Origin of the sequence: Flavobacterium sp. ZT3R18 (assembly GCF_007097385.1) — a bacterium.
GTDB lineage: Bacteria > Bacteroidota > Bacteroidia > Flavobacteriales > Flavobacteriaceae > Flavobacterium.
In genome coordinates, this window is sequence record NZ_VJZS01000011.1 from 133,682 (window position 1) to 155,788 (window position 22,107).

The window sequence follows — 22,107 nt, forward strand, 5'->3', positions numbered from 1 at the left end:
TGTTGATAAATGAAAAACACCCCTTTGGCTGTGAATAAACTAGAAGTAATTGACAACTTCAGATATATTGAAAAAATTGGAGAGGGTGGTTGCGGATTGGTTTTTAAGGCGGAACAAATTAGTACAGGTAAGTTTGTCGCGATAAAAACAGTAAAGATTTGTGCAGGTACAACCGAACATAAGAAAAAGCAACAATTGGCTCGTTTTGAGCGAGAAACCCAATTGTGTTCTGAAATTTATCACCCCAACATTGTGCAACTTCTTGACAAAGGATGCTCAGATAGAGGAGAACCTTATGCGGTATTTGAATTTGTACATGGAGAAACCTTAAATTCTTATATTCTACGTAACAAGCATCTTTCGGCTCCCGTTATGGCAAACATAATGGGACAAGTGCTTGATGGTTTGGTTTGCGCCCATAATAAAGGAATCGTTCACAGGGATTTGAAGCCTCATAATATTATGGTTTCAAAATGGGGTTCTAAAAATCATGTAAAGATTTTAGACTTTGGTATTGGAGCTTTTACCCAAGATTTTCGTTCTATAGATTATCAGGATTTAACCGTCGCGCAAGACGTATTAGGAACCCCTACATATAGTGCCCCTGAGCAATTAAGGGGAGAACCATCTACTGTAAAATCAGATTTGTATTCGTGGGGACTTATCGTTATTGAGTGTTTAACTGGTAAACCGGTGATGGGTGGAGTCTCTATTGCCGAAGTGTTCCAGAAACAGTTAATGGCTTCGAGTGTACCGTTACCTCCTTCGATTGTTGGTCATCCCTTGGCTAGTTTGTTAAGAAGGGTTTTGGAGAAAAACTCTAGGAATAGGGCGGAAAATGCGCAAACTGTTTTTGAAGAGTTTGAACAAATTAATTTCAATACCTTGATAGGGGACATTGATGGGCAAAAGAATGTAATTGCCGATTATCAGGAATATACTGTTGCCGATGAGATGGTTTGGAGTGGTGTGACCGCAGCTCGAAAACAAATGACAATACTTTGTCTCAAGCTCAATTTAGTAGTTTCTCGAGGAACGCATTTGGATTTGGAGACTTTGGATACTATTCAAAAGGATCAGCTGAACTTGTGTAAAGATATTGCGATTCGATATGGTGGATATGTTTCGGAAACTTTTATGAATAATTTGGCAGTTTATTTTGGTTATCCTGAATCAAGTGACACTGATGCAAGAAGGGCTGGAAGAACGGCATTAGAAATAGTTACGGCAGTAAAAAAAAGAAATGCTCTATTGATGGAGCAGCAAGGTATTAGCATAGATATTCGAGTGGGCTTGCACACAGGAACAGTTTTAGTCCAACGGAATAATTTACCAGAGGGAAGTGTACCCAATATGGCCTTTGATTTGGTGTACATGGCTACTTCGGGATCTGTACTGGTTAGTGCACCTGCCAAAAAATTATTGGAACCCTATTTGGAGTTTGAGAGCGTCGATGAAATTCAGTTTTCAAATGGCCGTGAAACCATAGAAACATATCAGTTAGTTGGAGAGCGCCAAACAGAAGCTTTATCTTCTTTGCGACCATGGAGTGCTGATAAGAAAATGATTGGTAGGGATGGTGAAAAAAACAGTATACTCCAATTATGGCAGAATAGTATGGAAAGCGATAGTTCAGTACTTATAAGTGGACAGGCAGGAATAGGGAAGTCAAAATTGGTTTATGAAGTAAAAAAAGAAATACGTTCTGTTGGTGGAAGAGTCTGCGAATGTCGTTGTTTTCCAGAACACCAGAATAATGCGCTATATCCTTTCCTACATATGCTTCGAAATCATTGTGGGATCTCAGGGATTGAAGATAAAGACATAGCAATTTCTCGCTTGAAAGTAGTATTGGAGAAAACTGGATGTTCGGTAGATGAAACCTTGCCTCTTTTGTGCTCGTGGTTGTCAATTCCGATACCTGAGGAATGTGCTGTAAGGCTAGCATCACCTGAAAAACAAAAACAACTGTTATTTCAAACTTTAAAGCAATGTTTACTCTTTTTGGATAATGAAAAATCCTTCCTCTTAGTAGTCGAAGATTTGCATTGGTTAGATCAAACTAGTGCAGACTTCATTGAATATATTTTATCAGACACAAATGAAGGACATTATTTGTTATTAATGACAACAAGACCTGAATTTGTGAACCCTTGGAACTTGGATTGCCTTTCTCAGATAAATATTGAAATTCTATCAGAAGATTCTGTTAAGCTTTTAGTAGAAGGAAGTCTGGACGGAAAATCTATTAGTAAAAAAGCGTTGCTATACATTTTCGAAAGAGCAGACGGCATTCCTCTTTATGTAGAAGAATTGACCCGTATGTTGGTTGACCAAAATTATGTTGTGTTGGACAATGAGGGATATGATTTGGTAGAAGATATTGATACCAAGTTAATACCTTCGACTCTTCAAGATTTATTGAATGCAAGATTAGATCGATTGAGCTTAGCGAAAGAAACAGCACAATTAGCAGCTGTTATTGGAAGAGAATTTAGCTATGAATTACTTATTAAAGCTTCAACAAAAGACGAAGCAACAGTACAAAGTGATTTAAATTTGTTACTGAATTCGGATTTAGTCTATCGTCAGCGAAGAGTTAAAGGGGAAAATTACATTTTTCGTCACGCTTTAATTCGTGATGCTGCTTATGATGGAATGGTAAGTACTAATCGAAAAGAGGTTCATAGAAATATAGCCGAAACTTTAGAGAAAAACTGTAATATACAAAAAGAGATCTCTTTACAAATTATAGCATTTCATTACGAACAAGCTACGGATTTTGAAAAATCTCAGAAATATTGGTTTGATTCAGCATTAGTAAGTCGCCAAAAAACGGGTGCGTATTTGGATACAGTTTTCTATTTGTCTAAGGCTCTGAATTACGTTGAATCCATTCAAAATGAAAATAAAAAAGTGGAGTCCAAAATAAGGATCTATAATTTGCTTGGAGAAACTCAGCTGTATACCAGTGGATTTACATCTTCCGATGTTGAAGAAAATAACGAAAAAGCATTTCAATTAGCGTATGAAAATGATATCAGTCCAGAATTAAAATTTGAAGTCCTTAATAATAGATGTTTTAATAAAATAAATAGAGCAGATATTAATGGAGCCTTCGGAATAGTGGAAAAGTTATCTACCACTTCTCATGAAAATGTATCTGTGGCCAATTTAATTATTGCAAGAACTAATGATTGTTATGTTAAATACCTGAGAGCTGAATTTAAAGGAGTGGTTGAAACCTGTAAATCTACTTATGAATTAAGTCAAAAAACAAAAGGAGCCGAGGGAGAATTATTTGCCCCCAATTCTTTAGCAATCATAAAATGTTTTGAGTTTATTTCAAATGTATGTTTAGGAAATATTGAATTAGCAGAAAAACAAATTTCAGAAGTATTGAGGGAATCAATTGATCTAGGTTACGATGATATGTTAGCTGGAACGCATTGGCAAATTGCTTCAGCGTACTTAATTAAGGCTTCTTATTTTGGAGATGCCAATGAAGATTTAAATATAGCAGATCAACATTTGTCAAAGGCTATCGATATTGCAACTGAGAATGAATTAGGATTTATAGTTATAGGTTGTAAATTAATGAAAGAGTGTCTGGCTTTATTGCAAGGTACAGCAGAATCCGAGGAACTCTTTTTTGAGTTGTTTAATCAGTCAGGTTTAGTAGCTTTTAAAGAATGGTATTTTTTATTTGTTATCAAGTTCCTTTATGATAAAAAAGAATATTCAAAGGCATTGGATCATATCAACGAAGGATTAGAAGCCTGTATGCTAAATGGGATCAATTTCCCTGTGTTGTATTATCATTGTTTCAAAGGAATGATATTATTTGAGTTAGGAAATGAAGACTATGAGCATTGTTTTGTAGATAGTATTGCGTTCTCTAAAAAGAATGATATCAAGTGGGGAGAATTGTTTTGTATTTATCAATATGTGAGGTGTATGACAAGTAAAGAGAGGCAAAATGATAATCTATATTTGGTAGAAGAGCTAATAACATCCTTTCCTAATAGTGGTTCTTATGCTGTTACTGAATCAAAAAACTGGAAGAATATAGTAAGTTTTAGAAAAATTATAAATCAATAAAAACCAATTAGTTATGTTAGTACATTTAATGTCAGATTTAATCAAAGACAAAACACTTAAATTAGAATTTTCTCAAACCCCTATTTCTGTTTTCGAAAGATATGGGATTATGGATTTTGAAAGTCTTAATTCTAATGGAATAGAAGCTTTAATTGATCGAATCTCATCCGAAATTAAAGAATCATTGGAGTTGCCTCATATGCTCGGATGGCCAAGCCCCGAAGCAGTAAAGGTTACCAATGTAAAACCAGATAAAAAATCAGTTTCTGAAAATATTGGTAAAATTGAGATTCATGGCACAAATTTTAACTCTTTAGAAAAGGGATCAATTAATAAGATTGAGTTCCGAAATAGCTCAGATAGTATTTCGACAAAAGATTTTAAAATTAGTAGTGATAAATTAATTCAAGCTATTTTTAATGGAAGCCTTAATTCTGGAGATTATGACTTAATTGCTTACCTAAACAATGAGAAAGTAGGATATTCAGTTTTGAAGAATGCCTTTATCGTAGAATAATAGATTCCAGTATGATAGCAGTAATTGATTTAATTAATGTTACAAAACGGTATTTAACCAGTACACTAGTTTCGAATGAATCAATGAATTCAATAGAAAGCTTGTGTACTGGGTTACCTCCCGTTTTTCATTCTATTTATTTCGAAATTAGGGCTAATGAAGAACCTAGAGTAGATTTTACAGGAATGGCGAGTACATGGAACTTTTCCAAATATGTTGAAAACGCTACTGTTGAAGAAAGCCATGACTTAAGTATTGTTAAAAAGTGGTTGAATAACGGTCGGATACCCATGCTGAGCTTCGAGTTTGACATCATAGATTATCGAGTTCAAAACCCCTTTTTTCTGTGGACTATTCATAGAGGTTATATAGAGAATGTTAGTTCGAGTTTTGACCCTATCACATCTATAGATTCTATTCAGAATTGTTTCAAATACGAAGGTTTTTCGATGTCTGACGCCTTGATTGTGGAGATTAACAGTTCTTTCGATAAAATGCCACAATCAGCTCATATACTTCATGTTTTAAATATGAAGGCAAGAGGTGTTGAAGGTGTCAGATTGATAATTAGTATTCCTATATTTTCCTGTTTATCTTTTCTAGAAGCCATTGATTGGAAAGGAAATGTAACTCTATTGCAAGAATTAATCGAAGTAATAAAAAAGTTTAGTTTCAGCATATCATTACAGCTCTCTTATCCTAAAGAAATTAGATCAACACTAGGAGTTGAGGTTTATCCAAATGACCCGCATAATACAGAACTAAATAAAAAAGAAATGAGTGAGTTTTTTAGATTGCTAATGGAACGCAAACTTCTTGTTTCTGATAAAGTGGATGATGTTGTTACTTGGCAGGGTGTTTCTAGGGTTGATACTACTATAGTGGACTGGAAAATGGATGTTGTTAGAGACGTGATGGTGAAATTTGTTTTGGGAGAACAAGAACGCCCAGAAATAAAATTTTATCTGGGAGCAAATGCTGTGTATAAATTGTTTTAAAATGACAAATAAAAATAAAATTGTAGGAGTTGCTAATCACACTCTCTTTATATTGTTTTCTTTTTTGCTATTTTCTTGTCAATATCAAAAGAATGAATCAGAAATCATTGGTCGCTCTGGTCAACTCGTAGAAGTGGTTACCCCGGAATTATATGATTCTTTACCGTCATTTGTTTTTAAACAAAATGGAATGTATGCTACAGGCCTGTTCTGTGTAGATCTGGATAATAATGGTTATATGGATGTTGTTGATGCTAATGGAAACGATATGTGTCCGCAACCATTAACGATTTATAACAATTGGGGTAAAGAAACTGGAGAGCCTTATTATTTACCAAATTATGCAGATGATAAAGGTTTTAATACTAGAATTAAAATTGGCGATCTGAATAAAGATGGTTGGCAAGATATAGTTATGATTTCTGTGTTTAAAAGGTCGCAGTTTAATCCAGAATCTTTTATTTCCCAAAGTGATTTAAATGTATCAGATCTTTATAAACCCGGCAGCGTAAAAGTATATATGAATAACAGGGGGATTATTCCGAGTACAGCTACCTATGAAATCGAACTGGGTGCATTTCCGTTCGATATTGATTTAGGGGACTTTGATGCTGATGGAGATTTAGACTTAGCTGTTGCAAATGTTGGTCAACTTAATGAAAATGGTGAGTTTGCCCCTGCGAAATCTGTAATTTGTATAAATGAAAATGGAATACTAAAAAACAAAAAAATCTGGGAGACCGATTACTCCTTTAATGCGATGTCAATAAAATTTGCTGATGTTAATCTTGATGGATTGTTGGATCTGACAATTGGTCATTCTCCTGGTCATGTGGGAGAGAAAAAGTCTAAAACCAATGAGGCTATTAGTGTGTTTTATGGTAAATTGGATAGCAATACTAAAATTGGGATTGAGACCAATGTGGGATGGTCTTTTGGGTTTGGTAGCTCTTTAGCAGCGGTAACGTTAAATATTGGTCTGTTAAGAGAAGGAGAGAATAGTGTTCCTAATAAAAAGGATGTTGCTTTTTTAGTAGGTGTACAAAGAGTTAAAGAGGATGAAGAGGCTTTTAAATTGGTGAATAGTCATAGAATGTTAAATTCAAGTAATTGTTTAGGTGAGGATTTTTTTGTTATTGGGTGCCAAGAGAAAAAAATCTATTGGAAAACAGCTGCAACTGATATGAATGTAAACAAACCGTCGTTTTCTTCTATGGGAGATCTCAATAATGATGGTTATGCAGATCTAGTATTGGGATTCTTCAAAATGGAAGGAGGGGATTTGAATGATGGAGCGCCATTTTTTATATTCGAAGGAAAGCGTGGGGATGCCAATGGATCAAGATTCAAACAAATATATCGTTCCAAGGCACATGGAGTTAATCAGGAAATATTCTTGGGGTATGCACGTCAATACACTAAAATGAAATCGAATAAAATCGAACAAAGGAGGTTTACTCAGGTATTTTCTCCTAATAGGCCTGTGATAACACTACCCTGTAATGTTGTATTGTCAATAGATAGTGTAAAAGTCGATCAAGTGATACAAAATTATGGAGCTTATAGCTGGAATTATGCTAGTAATGCACTGACGCTAAATACTAGTGTTACGCATGCTGTTGAGGTAGAAGTTGTCTATAAAACGCCTTTGAAAAAGGATATTTATATTGCTTATTGGAATGCCAATAAAGGAAATGCTATTTATTATAGTAAATATTCTAAGCCTTGAAAAGTTAAGATGCTTTTGAGCATCAATAATAGAAATTAATAAAAATCAGTATGAAAAAAGTATCCGTAGAAGAAAATGATTCACGTTTCCCAAGTTTTAAGCAAGGGTTTAATCAACGTTGGTATGCTAATAATTGTAATGTGGTCTATCTGTGTGAAAATGCGGATGGCACTGAAGCTGCACTAGAGGAAGCAATAAGTCGTTTTGATAAGGATGTGAAAGTTAAATGCGGAGGACATTGCTATGAAAATTTTGTTTTCAACGAAGACACCAAAGCTATTTTGGATGTAACCGCTCTAGACGACGCAGGCTATGATGAAGGTCGGGGCTATTACTTAGGTGCAGGAGGAAACAATTGGGAAGCCTTTAAGAGTTTATTCCGGGATTTTGGTAAAGTTCTTCCCGCTGGATCTTGTTATTCAGTAGGATTGGGAGGTCATATTTGTGGTGGTGGATACGGCCTTTTATCCCGTTTAAATGGACTTACGGTTGATTGGTTGACGGGGGTTGAATTGGTAGTAAAAGACAAAAAAGATCAACCTGCACGCACTATTTATGTTTCAAAAGATTCCATTGGAGATGAACAAGATTTGTTTTGGGCGCATTGTGGTGGTGGTGGTGGTAATTTCGGCGTGATCACGAAATACTTTTTTAAAAATCTTCCAGACTCGCCTGAATGTGCTTTTCTGACCACTTACGCTTTTCAATGGAAGCATTTATCCGCGAAAACACTTTACAAACTCCTCGAATGGTACGAGGAATTTTCATTAAATAATGACAATTGGAATCAATTCGGTTTGTTTAAACTCAACCATAAAGCAAATGGGGAGATTCATCTATTGATTCAAACAGCAACGGAGAATAACGACGAAGCATTAAAAAGAAATAAAGCCCTCATTGAAAAGCAGTCCAAAGAGCTAACTGAAATTTGTGAGCACAGAATTGCTAGAAGACCCATATTTGGACATGGAGCGCACGTCCCTTCCGAGATGTCAACCAATACAATACTCTATACATATTACGAAGCAACGCAAACCTTGAATGGTTCCGGAGTGAATCAAAGAGGGAAATACAAGTCGGCCTATATGCGTAAAAAGTTTAGTAAGCGAGATGCCAAAGTGATTTTTAATCAACTTCAAAAAATACCAAAAGGACTCTCCAAAACAGATATGACACAAAGTTTGTTGCAGGTTGATTCCTACGGAGGAAGAATAAATAATGTAGATTCAAATGCCACAGCCATTGCACAGCGGGATTCAATATTCAAACTACAGTACCAAACGTATTGGACATTTGAAAAAGATGATCCAAAATATTTAAGTTGGATTCGCGAGTTCTATGGTGCCGTGTACAAAAAGACAGGAGGCACTCCTAACCCAAAATTAGACCCCACAAATAATGTAGATGGCTGTTATTACAATTATCCCGATGCCGACTTAAATGAACTTGTAGGTAAACAAGGAGCTATGGAATTGTATTTCCTTGAAAATCTTGATCGTTTGAAAGCAGTGAAGCGCAGATGGGATCCAAACAATTATTTTAATAATGAACAATCAATCCCTTTGATTTGATTGAAGGGAATTTTGTAGCAACTACTTTTTTTGCGATTCTATGAAAGAGCAAAAGCAGCAAGTTTTTCCTTGGATTCGATTTAATTTAATAACAGAGGTTTAAGAAAGCTTAAATATGGGTCGTTAAAAAGTTTTCGTAAAGTCTGTTATAAAGGCAATTTTTAATTTTTAATCACAAAAAGCATCTCTTTATTAAGGAGGTGCTTTTTGCGTTTTAAAATAGACTAATATCTCATGGTATAAGGTCTTATCACTTGAATTATTCTACGTGAAATACCGTGATATATTTTCCCTGATTTCTTCTTTCTACATTTACAATATCAAACAAAAGGATTTAAAGTGAATCGTATCAGTATGATAATCGGTAAATTATAAAATGGGTTTGATAGTCTGACTTTGGCCAAAGAAGGAAATAGTAAGTAATCAATAAATGTATCAATATAATACCAAGCGTACCTAGAATAGGATATTCTAAAGAAGAAAAATTAGTACGGATTTATGGTTTGTGAGAACTGAGTTTATTGGTAGAATAATAAAACAGTGGAGCAGAACCCACTTAAATAAACGACTTGACTTGCACAGGAAAAATGCATGGGTATAAAGATCACTATTGATTGAGAAACAAGAGATGGATTTATATCATAATCTTAAAAAGAAATAAATTATGTCAAAAATTTTAAAAATATCAGACAACGGGAAAGACTTTGGTTATGTAACGTTAAAAGGAGAGGTGTTTTATGGTGGCGGAAGTAGATCTGAGGCCGCCAAGTTTGATCTTGAAAAATATAAAAATGAAAGTAATACTTTTTATTTCAAATTGACTGGAACAAAAGAATCTTATATGGATGTTAAGGCAGCTTCTTCTAGAATACAAATTGTGAAACCTACATTTAGTGTTGATTCATCATCTATATGTGCCTGGAGAATTGAGAATCAAGAATTACAGATGATAATTAGTAGTCATTTTACAGGAAAATGTTTGAGTCGCAGTACAGATGATAAGGAGAGTAAGGCTCTTTATGGAAATATTTTAGGTAGTCATTGTACTGTTACCATGGAAGAAGTTGCTAAAAATGAGATGGAAGAAGCTTAATATTCTTTACTTAAAAAAATCTAAAGTCTTTTTTAAGGCTTTAGATTTTTTGTTTCCCCCCAAATGATAAAAATATAAGAGATATGGATTTAGATAATAAATCATTTAGAGAAAAATGGAGTCAAGTAAAAGATCAATTGACATCTACAGAAATAGATAAGCTTGAACTTTTAGTAAATAAAGCGCATCAGGAGGCGTGTGCCATTTTACAAGGAAATATGCCTGCCAAAACAATTAGTTATCCAGAACTTATAATGGTAAAAACATTGCTTGGTGAAGGATCTCCCTTGAAGATTACGCAAGCTTTGAAGCATTCGAAATCTAAAGTAGACTCCAAAGGTCAAATTTGGGGAAATAAAAAATATGAACAATTAGATCTTGAATGGGCATCATCCGCAGCAAATTATTTTAAATACAAAAATAATAAAGCTCCCTTTGGGAAAAATGCTCAAGTTATTTCTATTCCAGATGATGTAAATATTGCTATTGCTGGGGACTGGGGTACAGGATACTGGCGAGAAAACGATACTCCAGCAAAAAAAGTGGCTGTTCAAATGTTGGGAAGCCAGCCAGACTATACGATCCATATTGGGGACACTTATTATAGTGGAACAAAGGGTGAAATGAAAGATAATTTAGTGAAGATTTGGCCAAAAGGGAAATCAGGTACTTTTGCCATTCCTGGTAATCATGAAATGTATTGTGGTAACCATAACTACTATGCAATTTTGCCTGAATTATGCCCATTGCAAAAAGGAGCGAGTTATTTTGCATTGCAAAACAAGAACTGGCTAATCATAGCCTTAGATTCTGCCTATTATGCAACGGGAGATTTTTATAATGTAGGTTCTATCGGTTCAAAAGAAGGAGAGCAGGCAGTCTGGTTGAAGAATGTATTAGGTCGAACCGATAATCGAAAAATTATTATTATTACACATCATCAACCTGTTGATCTTTCAGGAAAGGTTGTTTCCAACTTATTCGGGGAGGTTAATTCCATTTTAATCGAGAACCACTTTGACTCACCTGCTTTCTGGTATTTCGGTCATGAACATAATGCGGTAGTTTATAGTGACTTATCTGCTATAGATCTTCCGAGCCGTTGTATTGGACATGGCGCAATACCTTATGGAATTGCCTCTGACTTAAACGTAGCTATTGGGGATACAGTTATATGGTCAGAGAGTGAATCTGCCAATGACCCCGAATATCCAGAACGAGTTCTGAATGGTTATCTGAGTTTGCTTTTAAACGGTACTAGTATAACCGAAACGCTTTTCTCTGAGAATGGAGATCTGCGATGGACTCAATCAATTGATTTTGAGGATGTCTCATTACAATTTCAAAATGAGAAGGAATTAAAGTTAGAATAATAAATTACAGTGTATGCACCATAAAAGATGCATGATAAATTGCATCTTAAAAAAAAAACACAATCTGTTTGAGTAAGAAACGATTGTTTTTATGGTAAATTAATCAATCGAATCTGTGTAAATCGGCTTAATCTACGTGACAATTTTTCACGCAGATTAAGCAGATTTTTAAAAATCCCCTAAGAAATACAATTTGTTGTGCACCCTGACCTAGCTATGGGACAGTGAAACTTTTTAGGATTATTAAGGAAAGGCATTTTTAATTAGTACAAAAAGACCCTATTTGTTGCAAATGTTGCTCTGTTTGGTATTTATTGAAGTTGTCCCATTTTGGAGGAGAACTTGTTTTTTGCCCATACATGGAATCCAAACATACATTGTTGTCTTTGTACTTTTCGTGTAAAACTGCCAAAATTTTAAAGAAAAATTCATCCAGCATTACAATAGCTTCAAATTCGGTTTTGAGTGTGTTGTAGTTACTGTCAGATGGATTTAATAGCTGTAATAACTCTAAAACTTCGTTCTTTTCGTCTTCGTTTATTTCAGTTAAATAACCGTTTTTTAAAGTTTTAAAAACTAAATTATTCCAAGCAATACTATCATGTCCCCATTGAACATCGGGTAGATTTAGAGCATGTTCACAGATTAAAATAATAGAAAAAAGAACATCATTTAAGTACTCTGCCGGAAACTCATCAAAACTTCTAAATTCAAAACCACTTTGGTACATTTTTTCCTGATTGAAATCAAGACCCACTTCCGAAAGCAATTCGTATTCCATGTCTACTTCAATCTGATCTCTCCACCAAATGTTTTCTTCTTTTTCAAATTTTAGTAGTTTTCTAAAATCGTCTACATTGTAGGTTAGAATTTTTCCTTTAGGCATCGCTTTGTTAAACGTTCCTACGCCTATGTAACGAGACATCGCGTTTCTCATAGAACCCAAAGTAAATTTTTTGTCTAAGCTATATTTATCACTTATTACTCCCATAATATCAGGGCTTCCTAGAGTGGCTATAAAAAACGGTTCAAACCATTGCAGTAAATAAATGGCATTGGAGTGTGTTTTGTCAAAGTCATTGTAATCTACAATTCGGCTATCTTCTGTAAGTGAAGGCAAGGTAATGTGAAAATGGTACGTGCCATTGTTAAACAAAACAAGGTTTTCCTGATTGGTCATGAACATATTAAGACCATTGTTATAATCTGGAAAGTTCAGTTTTCCGTTTAGTACAGATGATTCATTGATTTTGTCAAGGAATAACTTTTTGGTGGCTTTTAGCTCTTTGCAAGAATCGGCTATCGTTCTATTTTCAAAATATTTGGTAACAAATTCGATAGAATCGCCATCAAAATGTACGGATCCCATCGTTTTATTTCTTTGGGTAATCATACTTTGAATGTTGTACGGTTGATCCTCAAGAAAAAGTTCCATGATGGATTTTCCTAGATATTCAGGGTTTTCTATTGGTGGGATCACTTCAGCTGTTTCGGTAGCGTCAACTAATAAATCTACTGCTGATACTGTTTTGTGCTGGTAGTTTATATCCAGTTTTTCAAGGGAATGACTATTAATCATTCTGCTCACTTTATAATTTTTATTCAAGCCAAAAGCCTTTTTCAATATAGGAGCTAAGCTTTCCGGTTTATAGCATTTTCTGTAATCAATACTGTATTTCTCAAAACCAATTTTTTCTTGTATAAATTCACCAGTTACTATTAAGGATTCTTCAAACTGCATGTAGGTTTCGTTTTCTAATCCAATTCCCCAATAATATTTTTTTGTCTGATTTTCGTTCATTTATACTAATTCTTTTTTTTATGGTTAATTGATCTTTTAAAAGGTATTGTTTTTATTTAGAAACACTATGTAATCTATTGTAAATCAGGTTTAAGTTTTCTTTTAAGGATTAAACATAATTGTTTTTTATCCATTAAAAAAAGTTTGCTTTTACTTTTTAAACTATAGGAATTATATTTCTGTTTTAGAGATTTTGCACTTCAATAGACTGAATGATTGATAAAAAAGTATAATTTTATAGGACAGTTATAAAATCACAATTTGTTTTAATCGATTTTGTATCAGTAATTTAAGCGGATGAATAGCCTGATTGCTGCTTTTGCTATCCTTGTTTTTTCTAAGTTGCAAAAGTACTTCATTATTATGTCATTTCCAAGTAGTTAATGTGCTGGAAATCAATAATAATTAAAAATATTTGAGAAGTAAGATTAACTTTTCGATTTATTCATGGTAATAGAAGACATAAGAGGAGTATAACTCGTCATTCCACCAGTCTTTTTTAACCTCCGAAAAGTAGTTGTAATTCGCTTTTCCTGCTTGAGATTGCAGCGGATAAACCACAACACCATTCTCTCTGTAGGCGCTATGCAAATCTGTTTCGGGTACAACGGGAACGATATGCCCTGACAGTCCTTTTTCTTTTCTTTTGGCACAAATTATTCCAATTCCTCCGTTGGTGTTCACTTTATTTTGAATTTCGTCAGCAGTAAACATTCTTTCCCAACCAAAATCGGTTCCATATTCTAAAAACCAATCGTGTATGGCACTGGAGTAAATGCGGTCAACGGTTTCTTCAAAAACAGCTTCTACAGCTTGTCCTTCGGCTATTTTTTCTAGGGATTCATCCGTCCACCAAACAGTAGGAAGATACACTTTGCAGAAATGGCAATAATCGTAAGAGTACACATTACAATAGGTGTCTTCTATGGTTCTTTGGTATCGAATGCTTTTCTCAACATCTAGTTTATCAATGAGTTGACCTATAGTTTCTCGTTTACTCGCAGGGCTAGTTAAGTCTCTATACGGAATGTTGGAATCCCCGAGAGGTTTGTGTTTCATTTCTATAGAATCCAAACGGGACTCTGAATCGGGCAATAAATCGGCAATCTTTATTGGGTAATCTTGTATTGAATCATCAATTATTGATAGGGTGTGTTTCTTCATTTTGGCTGATTTGAATTAATTTTGTTAACGCTATCAGAACGTTTCGCTGTTACACGAGCTTTGGGGGCTAAAATACTATTTATTTTTCGGAAAGCACTAAATTATCAAATACAAAACCGACTTTTTATTGAATCCAAAAAATGCAATAGCTCATAACCTCAGTAGTAGTAGGCCATTTGGTTACCATCAATTAAGCAGTATTATTCCATTTTTAAATTATTATAAGTACCCCATCGTTTCAAATTACCTACAAATCTTTTTAGATGGTCTTCATTCAAGAAAATGTTTGACCAAGTATCGTATCTATCGCATTGCATACTTATTTGCCAAAATTTTTATGTGTTTAGTTCTAAAATCAGTGTCAATATTCCTATTAGTAAACATAAAGGCGAAAAGTATTTTGTGTCGCTTTTTCCAAATTTTGTTTGTTTGATTTTTTTGAAAAATCCAACATAATTAAAATCCCCAATGGCGCGTAAGATGAAAATACTGGCTACAATCCAAAGTCCATATTGGTTTAGCCAATAGGGCAAATTAAATGCTAAAACACCTGATTTGACTAAAATAAATAGTCCAAAACCTAATGCTCCAAATGCAACTATTACTGTTGCTAAAATGCTCGGATTTAATGCTTTTTCGTTGTTTTCTTTTGTTGGTAATACCGAATAACTTCCCCAAGTACCGCCAAATGCCCAATAAAAGTGAATTGCAGAAATAAATAGAAAAATTAAAAATAGAATGCTTGCGATTGTTGTAGTCATAATTAGTTTAAATTAAAGAATATATTCATTTGTTTTTTGTCGGCTGATTCATATTCTTATTGCGCAACCAAACTCCTAATCTGTTTTTAAATATTGAATATTTACATGGAACTCAACCCATCACTTTGCGAACCGCCGTATACGAGACCCGTACGTACGGTGGTGTGAGAGGCGCACTCCGTCAGTTTCTGGCGGAGCCGTCTACTCGATTATACCTCGTTGTGACACGCACGCTAAGCACATAAGATTAGTCATTCCAATAATCGATTTCTATTGCGCCAAGTTTTTCCGCCTTCCAATTTCCGTTTCAAATATTTTCGGCTTTACAGACTTAAGTTTAGAACTTTCAAATAATCCACAAAATAAATTGACAAAAATATTCCGACTTCAATTTTCCACAAAGTGATTCACGCTTGTTTGTCCGCTTCGTATAAAATTCTAATTTGAGTCAGCTTGGCTACCTCGTTCAGCTCGGATTCTATATTATAAAAATCTCAAAGTTTGGAAGTCTAATAAACACAAAATGAGTCGATTCCAAGGAGCAATGAGGTACAACTCGTTTATATGCGAAACAAACCTTCACATCTACTCCTAATTATTGGATAGATTAACAAAGGTTTGCTTCGTTTTACACTTTTTTCAAAAGTAATAAAAAATACTTACAAATAACCGTGATGATTTTATAATTACGGAATACTTTTGGTCTTAAAAAAGTAAGTTCTTCTCATTTACCTTAAAGGTCTTGTAAGCGCGTAAGGGATAGAAGTAAGCTACCGAAGTAGCATGTATAGCCCGACCGCCACTAGAAGAAAGGGCGTATAGGCGGTGCTAAAAGTTGCCCTTTTTTCTAGTGGGGGTTACGCCCAAAATATGACTTTGGAGTGTTTTTTATTCTGATTTACCAAAATTATTTCTTTGCTGAATAAGTAACTCGAGATTTTCTTCTTTTTTGGGAGTTCTGTTTTGAATGCAATAGGGAGTGTGATAAACGTGGGCTTGCATAAACTTAATTTGTATCTCGTTCCATTCTTCTAGGCTTAAATTTGGATTTGAATGTTTTATCTCCTGATACAGTTTGTTGCCAATGTACTTGAAGGTGTCTGTTCCCAGGTATTCGAGTTCGGCATCGGCAAGAATGCATTCTAATTTAGTTTTGGGTGCTTGAGGAATCGAAGTGGCTTGAATCATTCCCGCAATGAGTTCGATTTCTTGTTTGGTATAGTCAAATTCAGGGAGCTTAATTTTTGCAAGGCGAATACTTTCTTGTTTGTGCCCTTCGCTAGTACTGGTAATAAAACCAGAATCATGAAACAATGCGGCTGTCTTGATAAGCAAAATATCTTCTTCGGGAATGTGTTCCTGATGCGCAATGTATTCTGCCATTTTTATAATATGTTCTGTGCGTTTCCAGTCATGATAGGTTAGATAAGATGCTAATTTCTCTATTAAAGTATCAATTACGGTATGACACAGTAAATCCCAGTTTTTCATTTGTAGATAATATTTGCTTTTTAGTGAACTCTAGCGATAGCGAACAGGCGAAGCAATATGATATTGTCATTCTTTATTTGTGATTTGTGTTTTTGCAATAGTATACGATATTTAAGTACAGTGGATTGCTATGTAAATTTAAGAAAAATTGATCTTTAAGACTATTTTATTGCTTTGAAATTCCGATTTAATTTATTGATTTCTATTTTTTGTTGGATAATTCAGAAGGTATGAATACATAAAGAAAACAAATCTTACAGATGGGTTAAAAACAACTTTGATGGGGTGTTCCATTAAAGGCGTCATTTTATAAACTCATTATTTTTTAGAAAATAAATTTTGTACAACCCAGGCTGGCCCAATCATTAAAAATTGAATGTCTTTAAGAAATGATGGTTTTTTTCCTTCGATGTTATGTCCATAAAATTGACCAATCCAAGCAATAACGAAAATGCCAATTGAAAATGCCCAAAGGGGGAAGAGCTGTCCGATATAAAAGTTAAGGGCCAGACATAGGAATGAAAAAACAGCTATTTTGATTGCCATGGCAAATGATAATCGGATATAAAAGAGTAAAACAAAAAGTAAGACAACAAAAGCCCAATTTTCTATAATAGGTTGGTTGAGGTGTAATAAGTTGCTTAAAAAAGAACTCGGAATACTCATTAATAGACCCACAATAGAAAAGAAAATAGCTGGAACACAGATGTAATGTATCGCTTTGTTTTTTGGATTTTGATGACTTACTTCGTATTCTTCAAACCATTGATCTAGTGTTTTCATAAGTTTATATTTTTTCCTAATTTATAAAATAATATGCAACTAGATTAAAAGTGCTAAATTATTTTTTCCATTACAATAAACTCCAATGGTTGTTTTCCAATAATTGCATCCGTATCGTTTAGTGGGAATGGCTCTCTAACTCCAGTGTCTGCATAGCCGTGGCGTTTATACCAGGCAATCAATTCCTCCCGAATGGAGATAACGGTCATTATAATTTTGGGTAATCCCAATGTTAAAGCATAGATTTCTGCTTCTTGCAATAATTTTTTGCCGATGCCGCTATTTTGCAATTCGGGCGAAACGGTAAGCATTCCTAAATACAATTGATTCTCTTTTTTAACCAGTAATACGCAACCCATAATCCGATTATTTTCCGCAAACTTGAGAATTGTATTTTCTTTATTTTGAATAGTTTTCGATAGTTCATCTTCGGTAATCCTTTTACCCTCTAAAAGGTTGGCTTCAGTAGTCCATCCTTGTTTAGAAGTTTCGCCACGGTAGGCTGAATTTATTAATTTTTCTAAAGCTGAAACATCTTCTAGTGTTGCTGTTGTAATCATGTATAGTAATTTATATCTGGTATTTTGACTGTTTTTAGAACGAAATGAGTATACTTAATTAGTGAGACTTTTTAATTTTGAGGTGTATTAATAGTATTCAAAGGTAAAAAAAAACTACAACAAAATTATCTTTGGTTGTAGTTCTTATGTGTTGTTATTGAAATAGATTCTTCAAGCTTTTATATTTGAAGAACTATTAGAAATACATTTTAAATTTCAATTTTTGCTCCCATGATTTTCAGAAATTCTCTGATGAAACTTGGATGAGCAGGCCAAGCTGGCGAGGTAACAAGGTTGCCATCTACAAATGCCTCATCTACAGGAATGGATTGAAATTCTCCACCCGCCAATGTTACTTCTGGTCCAACTGCAGGATAAGCGGTTAGTTTTCGTCCTTTGACAACACCGGCAGCGGTTAAAATCTGAATACCGTGGCAAATGGCGGCCACTGGTTTGTTGGTGGTGAAAAAATGTTGGACCATTTCAATCACTTTTTCGTTCAATCTCAAATATTCCGGGGCTCTTCCTCCCGCAATGACCAATCCGTTATAGTCGCCCACTTTTACGTCATCAAAACTATAATTCAACGCAAAGTTGTGCCCAGGTTTTTCGGTATAGGTTTGATCTCCTTCAAAATCATGAATAGCAGTTTTTATAGTGTCTCCCTTTTTTTTGTTGGGACAAACGGTATGAACAGTATAACCTACCATTTCTAACATCTGGAACGGAACCATAGTTTCATAATCTTCGGTAAAGTCACCAGTTAAGAACAATACTTTTTTCATTTCTTAGAATTTTAAATTAATACAATTTTTAAAAAATTAAAAAATCAGAATTCTACAAAGGTATTGGTTAAGTAGAATCTGATTTTGTTTTCTATAAAGTTAAGAAAAAAGGTTTATTAATTTGATTTTTAGAATTGTAACTTGTGTTAGGTAAATGTATCACTTCAGTTCATATGCTTTTTTTACAATCGGTTTTCCGTTAACCGTAACGATTATAAAATAAAGGCCTTTAGCTATTTTTTTTGACAAAGGAAATTCAAAATTGTAATTACCTTTTAACTGATAGGTAGGGATTTGGTCAAATGAAATGATTTTTTGTCCCAAAGCGTTAAACAAATCAATTTTGACATTAGCATTCTCGCTTAAAAAATAATTTACATTTAATGTGTTTTCAAAAGAGTAAACATGGATTAAATCTGCCTCTTTTTTTGTGGTTGTTGATGCTATTTTACTCGCTCCACTTTTTGTAATGCTAAACTGGTCAACCACAGTTCCAGTACTCGCAAGGTATTTGCAGGAAAGGTTATCACCACTTACATCAATCACCAACGAACAATTATTGGTGTTGTTATTAAAGTACATGCATGGCATTGGGTAACCAGATTGTGTAGCCCCTGGGTTTTGTCCAGATGTACCACAAACTGCGTAAATAGTTCCATCATACGGCGGTGTTTTTGTAAAGGTATTTGTGGCAGTGCTAACCTTCATGGCTTGCGTAAAAGTGGTTGATAAACCATAATGCCCTTTAATCAAATAACTCCTTTCGTTGCTGTGAGAATGCCCAGCAAGCACTACATCCACATGATAACTTTCGAGCAACGGAATAATATTGGTGCGCATGTCTATGAGTTCGACACCTGTATTGCTGTTACTCGAACCTAATGCATAGGGGGCGTGATGAAAATAAACCACCGTCCATCGTTGACTATTAGCGGCCAAATCGTTATTGAGCCATTGATACATAGGGCTTGAACTATTGTTTAATGCGCCATAACTATCTAATGAAATAAAATGAATGTTACCATAATTATAGGAGTAATATTTAGGTGTATTGGATACCACACCACCAGCTTCGGCATTTTGTGGAACAGAAAAAATAGAGAAGTACGGGAAATTGGTGGTAAGTGAATTTGTGCTTTGGTAACCAGTTCCAGCATAGTCATGATTTCCTGGAGAGGGAAACAGGGGAAAGCTTTTAAATTGATCTGGATATTGAGCAAACACGTAATTTTGAAATTCTAGATCAGTTCCGTTAGAATACGCATTGTCACCTAACCAAACCCATAAATTGGTAGGTGTTGTTCCGGTATAAGTTGTGTAGGCGTTTCGCACGGCGGTTTGTTGCGTAGAACCGTTTCCAAAATCGCCAATAGCCCAAATCCGAATTGGAGCTGTGCTTCCTATTGAAGGGGCGGTATAAAAATTATTTTTCGCATCGCCTTGCAATGCTTGGGATGAAGTACCTATTGAATAAAAATAGTTTGTGGCAGGTGTTAATCCAGTTAATGTAACAATATGTTCTGTAGCCAGAGTTGCATCGCTGGTTGTATTGCCGTAAGCGGTGCTTGTTCCGTATTGTACAGTACTATTGCAAGGTAAATCAGTACGCCAACGTATGGTAATCCCATTAGGAGTTAGTTTTTGCAGGTAAGCACCACGGGTAACCACTGGCGTTACTACAGTACTCGAAGCATTTAAGCGCGCATTAAAACTGATATCGGTACTAGTTGCTGCTTGCTGATGAATTTCCACAGCCATAACATTGGTGCCCAAAACAAGAGCGCTTGTATTTAATATAGTGGTAATCCAAGCCGATTCATCAGCACCACCAACTGAAACTGTTGATAAAGTAGTGTAGGCAATCGTTGAGGTTGGCATATTGTTGCGATAAACTTCAGTCCCATTTATATAAACAACAATTCCGTCATCTCGCACTACATCTAATGCTAGTGTTGTGTATGTAGCAGGATTGGTAACTGAGAATGATTTTCTGAAATAAGTAGTGATGTATTTAGCTGTGGAAGAAGGTCCATAACTTAACACAGTAGCTTCGCCTCCATCTCCATAACCTAATTCAGCATTTCCGCTTGCCCAGGCAGCATCATTAAAAGCAGTAGCTCGCCATGCTGTACCCTGATTGGTTCCGTTGTCTAAATATTTCCAGGATGAGTTTGCAGCAATGAGAGCATCGTTTCCAGCAGCAGTAAGTGTTGTGAAATTTGCCGTTGCACTATATGCTCCTGTAACTGAACATACAGCCTGAACTTGATATTCGTAGTTGTTATTGGCTGACAACCCCGTTAATGATTTGGAGGTAATTGTAGCAGTAGTGGTTGTCCATGTTGAAGCTCCAACTACACGGTATTGAATGTTATAACTTGTAGCTCCTACAATAGATGACCAAGAAAGTGAGGCTGTTGTTGCTGTTATGGATGAAGCAGTAAGAGATGATGGTGTTGCACATGTTGCTGAAACTGAAGTTGCATCCAATTTTAAATTAAAACTTAAATCACTGCTGTTTATAGCAGCCTGATGAATTTCTACCGCCAATACATTATTTCCTGCAACAAAAGAGGAAGGATTTAAAGTGAATGTATAAAAAGTAGATTCGTTTGTTCCACTGACTGCCGAACTGGCCAATTTGGTGTAATCAATAGTCCCTGTGGGCATATTGCTTCTAACAACCTCAACTCCGTTTAAGTAGATTACCGCGCCATCATCGCGTAGGAGACCTAATGTAAACATTGAATAATTAGTTGGGGCTGATACAGAAAAAGCTTTTCTAAAATAAGTAGTGCGGTACCTATTAGAAGCGTTGGAGCCATAACTTACTACGGTAGCTTCTCCACCATCTCCATAGCCCAATTCGGCATTTCCACTTGGCCAAGCGGCATCATTAAAAGTAGTTGCCCGCCATGCAGTACCCTGATTGCTTCCATTGTCTAGATATTTCCAGGATCCGTTTTGTGGAATAATGGAAACCGTTTGAGCAATAACTGTAGAAAACAATAAAACAAATAATAAAGTAATGAATATCTTTTTCATAATCATCAGGGATTAAATTGACTCTTTTGTAACAATCTACTATAAAGTTACTTAAATTCTAGAGAGTGTTATTTTATTTTCTGCAATAATTTTAATGGATTATTTATTTTTAATAAAATATAAGTATTTAGTTATTAGTGTTTTATGTTTTGTTTTAAAGAAAAAAAAGAGATCTCATCCTTTCGTAGTCTTATCGTGTGAGAACAAATGATTAGATAAAAATTTAGCCACGAATTCCCTTAAATTTTAAAGAATTAAACTGCTTATCCCCTTCGCACATGTTAGGGATAAATGTATCTTTGAAATAAAAAAAATGGCAATTGAGGATTACCCTA

Annotated in this window: 15 protein-coding genes; 7 read left to right on the forward strand and 8 right to left on the reverse strand. The window is 34.9% G+C overall.

The window, feature by feature from the left end:
* Window positions 1-9: 9 nt before the first annotated feature.
* The 7 genes from FNW52_RS12910 to FNW52_RS12940 all read left to right on the forward strand — a co-directional run bounded on the left by FNW52_RS12910 (window position 10) and on the right by FNW52_RS12940 (window position 11,382).
* A complete protein-coding gene (locus tag FNW52_RS12910) occupies window positions 10-4,101 on the forward strand; it encodes a TOMM system kinase/cyclase fusion protein (protein WP_143377885.1) in 4,092 nt (1,363 codons plus the stop codon).
* A 13-nt stretch (window positions 4,102-4,114) separates the two neighbouring features.
* On the forward strand, window positions 4,115-4,618 hold the full coding sequence (locus FNW52_RS12915; RefSeq protein ID WP_143377886.1) for a hypothetical protein: 504 nt from the start codon (window positions 4,115-4,117) through the stop codon (window positions 4,616-4,618).
* 11 nt (window positions 4,619-4,629) lie between these two features.
* The gene (locus FNW52_RS12920; protein WP_143377887.1) at window positions 4,630-5,616 is read left to right on the forward strand and encodes a hypothetical protein; all 987 of its coding nucleotides are present in this window, start codon (window positions 4,630-4,632) and stop codon (window positions 5,614-5,616) included.
* A 1-nt stretch (window position 5,617) separates the two neighbouring features.
* The gene (locus tag FNW52_RS12925; protein WP_143377888.1) at window positions 5,618-7,345 is read left to right on the forward strand and encodes a VCBS repeat-containing protein; all 1,728 of its coding nucleotides are present in this window, start codon (window positions 5,618-5,620) and stop codon (window positions 7,343-7,345) included.
* A gap of 50 nt (window positions 7,346-7,395) precedes the next feature.
* Complete coding sequence (locus FNW52_RS12930; RefSeq protein WP_143377889.1) at window positions 7,396-8,916, forward strand: BBE domain-containing protein; 1,521 nt, start codon at window positions 7,396-7,398, stop codon at window positions 8,914-8,916.
* 664 nt (window positions 8,917-9,580) lie between these two features.
* On the forward strand, window positions 9,581-10,009 hold the full coding sequence (locus tag FNW52_RS12935) for a hypothetical protein (protein WP_143377890.1): 429 nt from the start codon (window positions 9,581-9,583) through the stop codon (window positions 10,007-10,009).
* Window positions 10,010-10,092: 83 nt separating this feature from the next.
* Window positions 10,093-11,382, forward strand: coding sequence for a metallophosphoesterase (locus FNW52_RS12940; RefSeq protein ID WP_143377891.1), 1,290 nt, complete (start codon window positions 10,093-10,095; stop codon window positions 11,380-11,382).
* Between the two features lie 259 nt (window positions 11,383-11,641).
* On the opposite strand, the gene FNW52_RS12945 is transcribed toward FNW52_RS12940, so the two are convergent.
* The 8 genes from FNW52_RS12945 to FNW52_RS12980 all read right to left on the reverse strand — a co-directional run bounded on the left by FNW52_RS12945 (window position 11,642) and on the right by FNW52_RS12980 (window position 21,772).
* Entirely contained in the window at window positions 11,642-13,183 is a 1,542-nt protein-coding gene (locus FNW52_RS12945; protein WP_143377892.1) for a hypothetical protein, read from the reverse strand.
* 441 nt (window positions 13,184-13,624) lie between these two features.
* Complete coding sequence (locus FNW52_RS12950; RefSeq protein WP_143377893.1) at window positions 13,625-14,347, reverse strand: hypothetical protein; 723 nt, start codon at window positions 14,345-14,347, stop codon at window positions 13,625-13,627.
* A gap of 335 nt (window positions 14,348-14,682) precedes the next feature.
* Complete coding sequence (locus FNW52_RS12955; RefSeq protein ID WP_143377894.1) at window positions 14,683-15,108, reverse strand: DUF3995 domain-containing protein; 426 nt, start codon at window positions 15,106-15,108, stop codon at window positions 14,683-14,685.
* Window positions 15,109-15,996: 888 nt separating this feature from the next.
* The gene (locus tag FNW52_RS12960) at window positions 15,997-16,599 is read right to left on the reverse strand and encodes an HD domain-containing protein (RefSeq protein WP_143377895.1); all 603 of its coding nucleotides are present in this window, start codon (window positions 16,597-16,599) and stop codon (window positions 15,997-15,999) included.
* Between the two features lie 318 nt (window positions 16,600-16,917).
* Complete coding sequence (locus tag FNW52_RS12965) at window positions 16,918-17,382, reverse strand: DUF962 domain-containing protein (protein ID WP_143377896.1); 465 nt, start codon at window positions 17,380-17,382, stop codon at window positions 16,918-16,920.
* A 53-nt stretch (window positions 17,383-17,435) separates the two neighbouring features.
* Window positions 17,436-17,942, reverse strand: coding sequence for a GNAT family N-acetyltransferase (locus tag FNW52_RS12970; RefSeq protein ID WP_143377897.1), 507 nt, complete (start codon window positions 17,940-17,942; stop codon window positions 17,436-17,438).
* Window positions 17,943-18,151: 209 nt separating this feature from the next.
* On the reverse strand, window positions 18,152-18,727 hold the full coding sequence (locus tag FNW52_RS12975; protein ID WP_143377898.1) for a DJ-1/PfpI family protein: 576 nt from the start codon (window positions 18,725-18,727) through the stop codon (window positions 18,152-18,154).
* A gap of 159 nt (window positions 18,728-18,886) precedes the next feature.
* Complete coding sequence (locus FNW52_RS12980) at window positions 18,887-21,772, reverse strand: metallophosphoesterase (RefSeq protein ID WP_185965976.1); 2,886 nt, start codon at window positions 21,770-21,772, stop codon at window positions 18,887-18,889.
* Window positions 21,773-22,107: the final 335 nt, after the last annotated feature.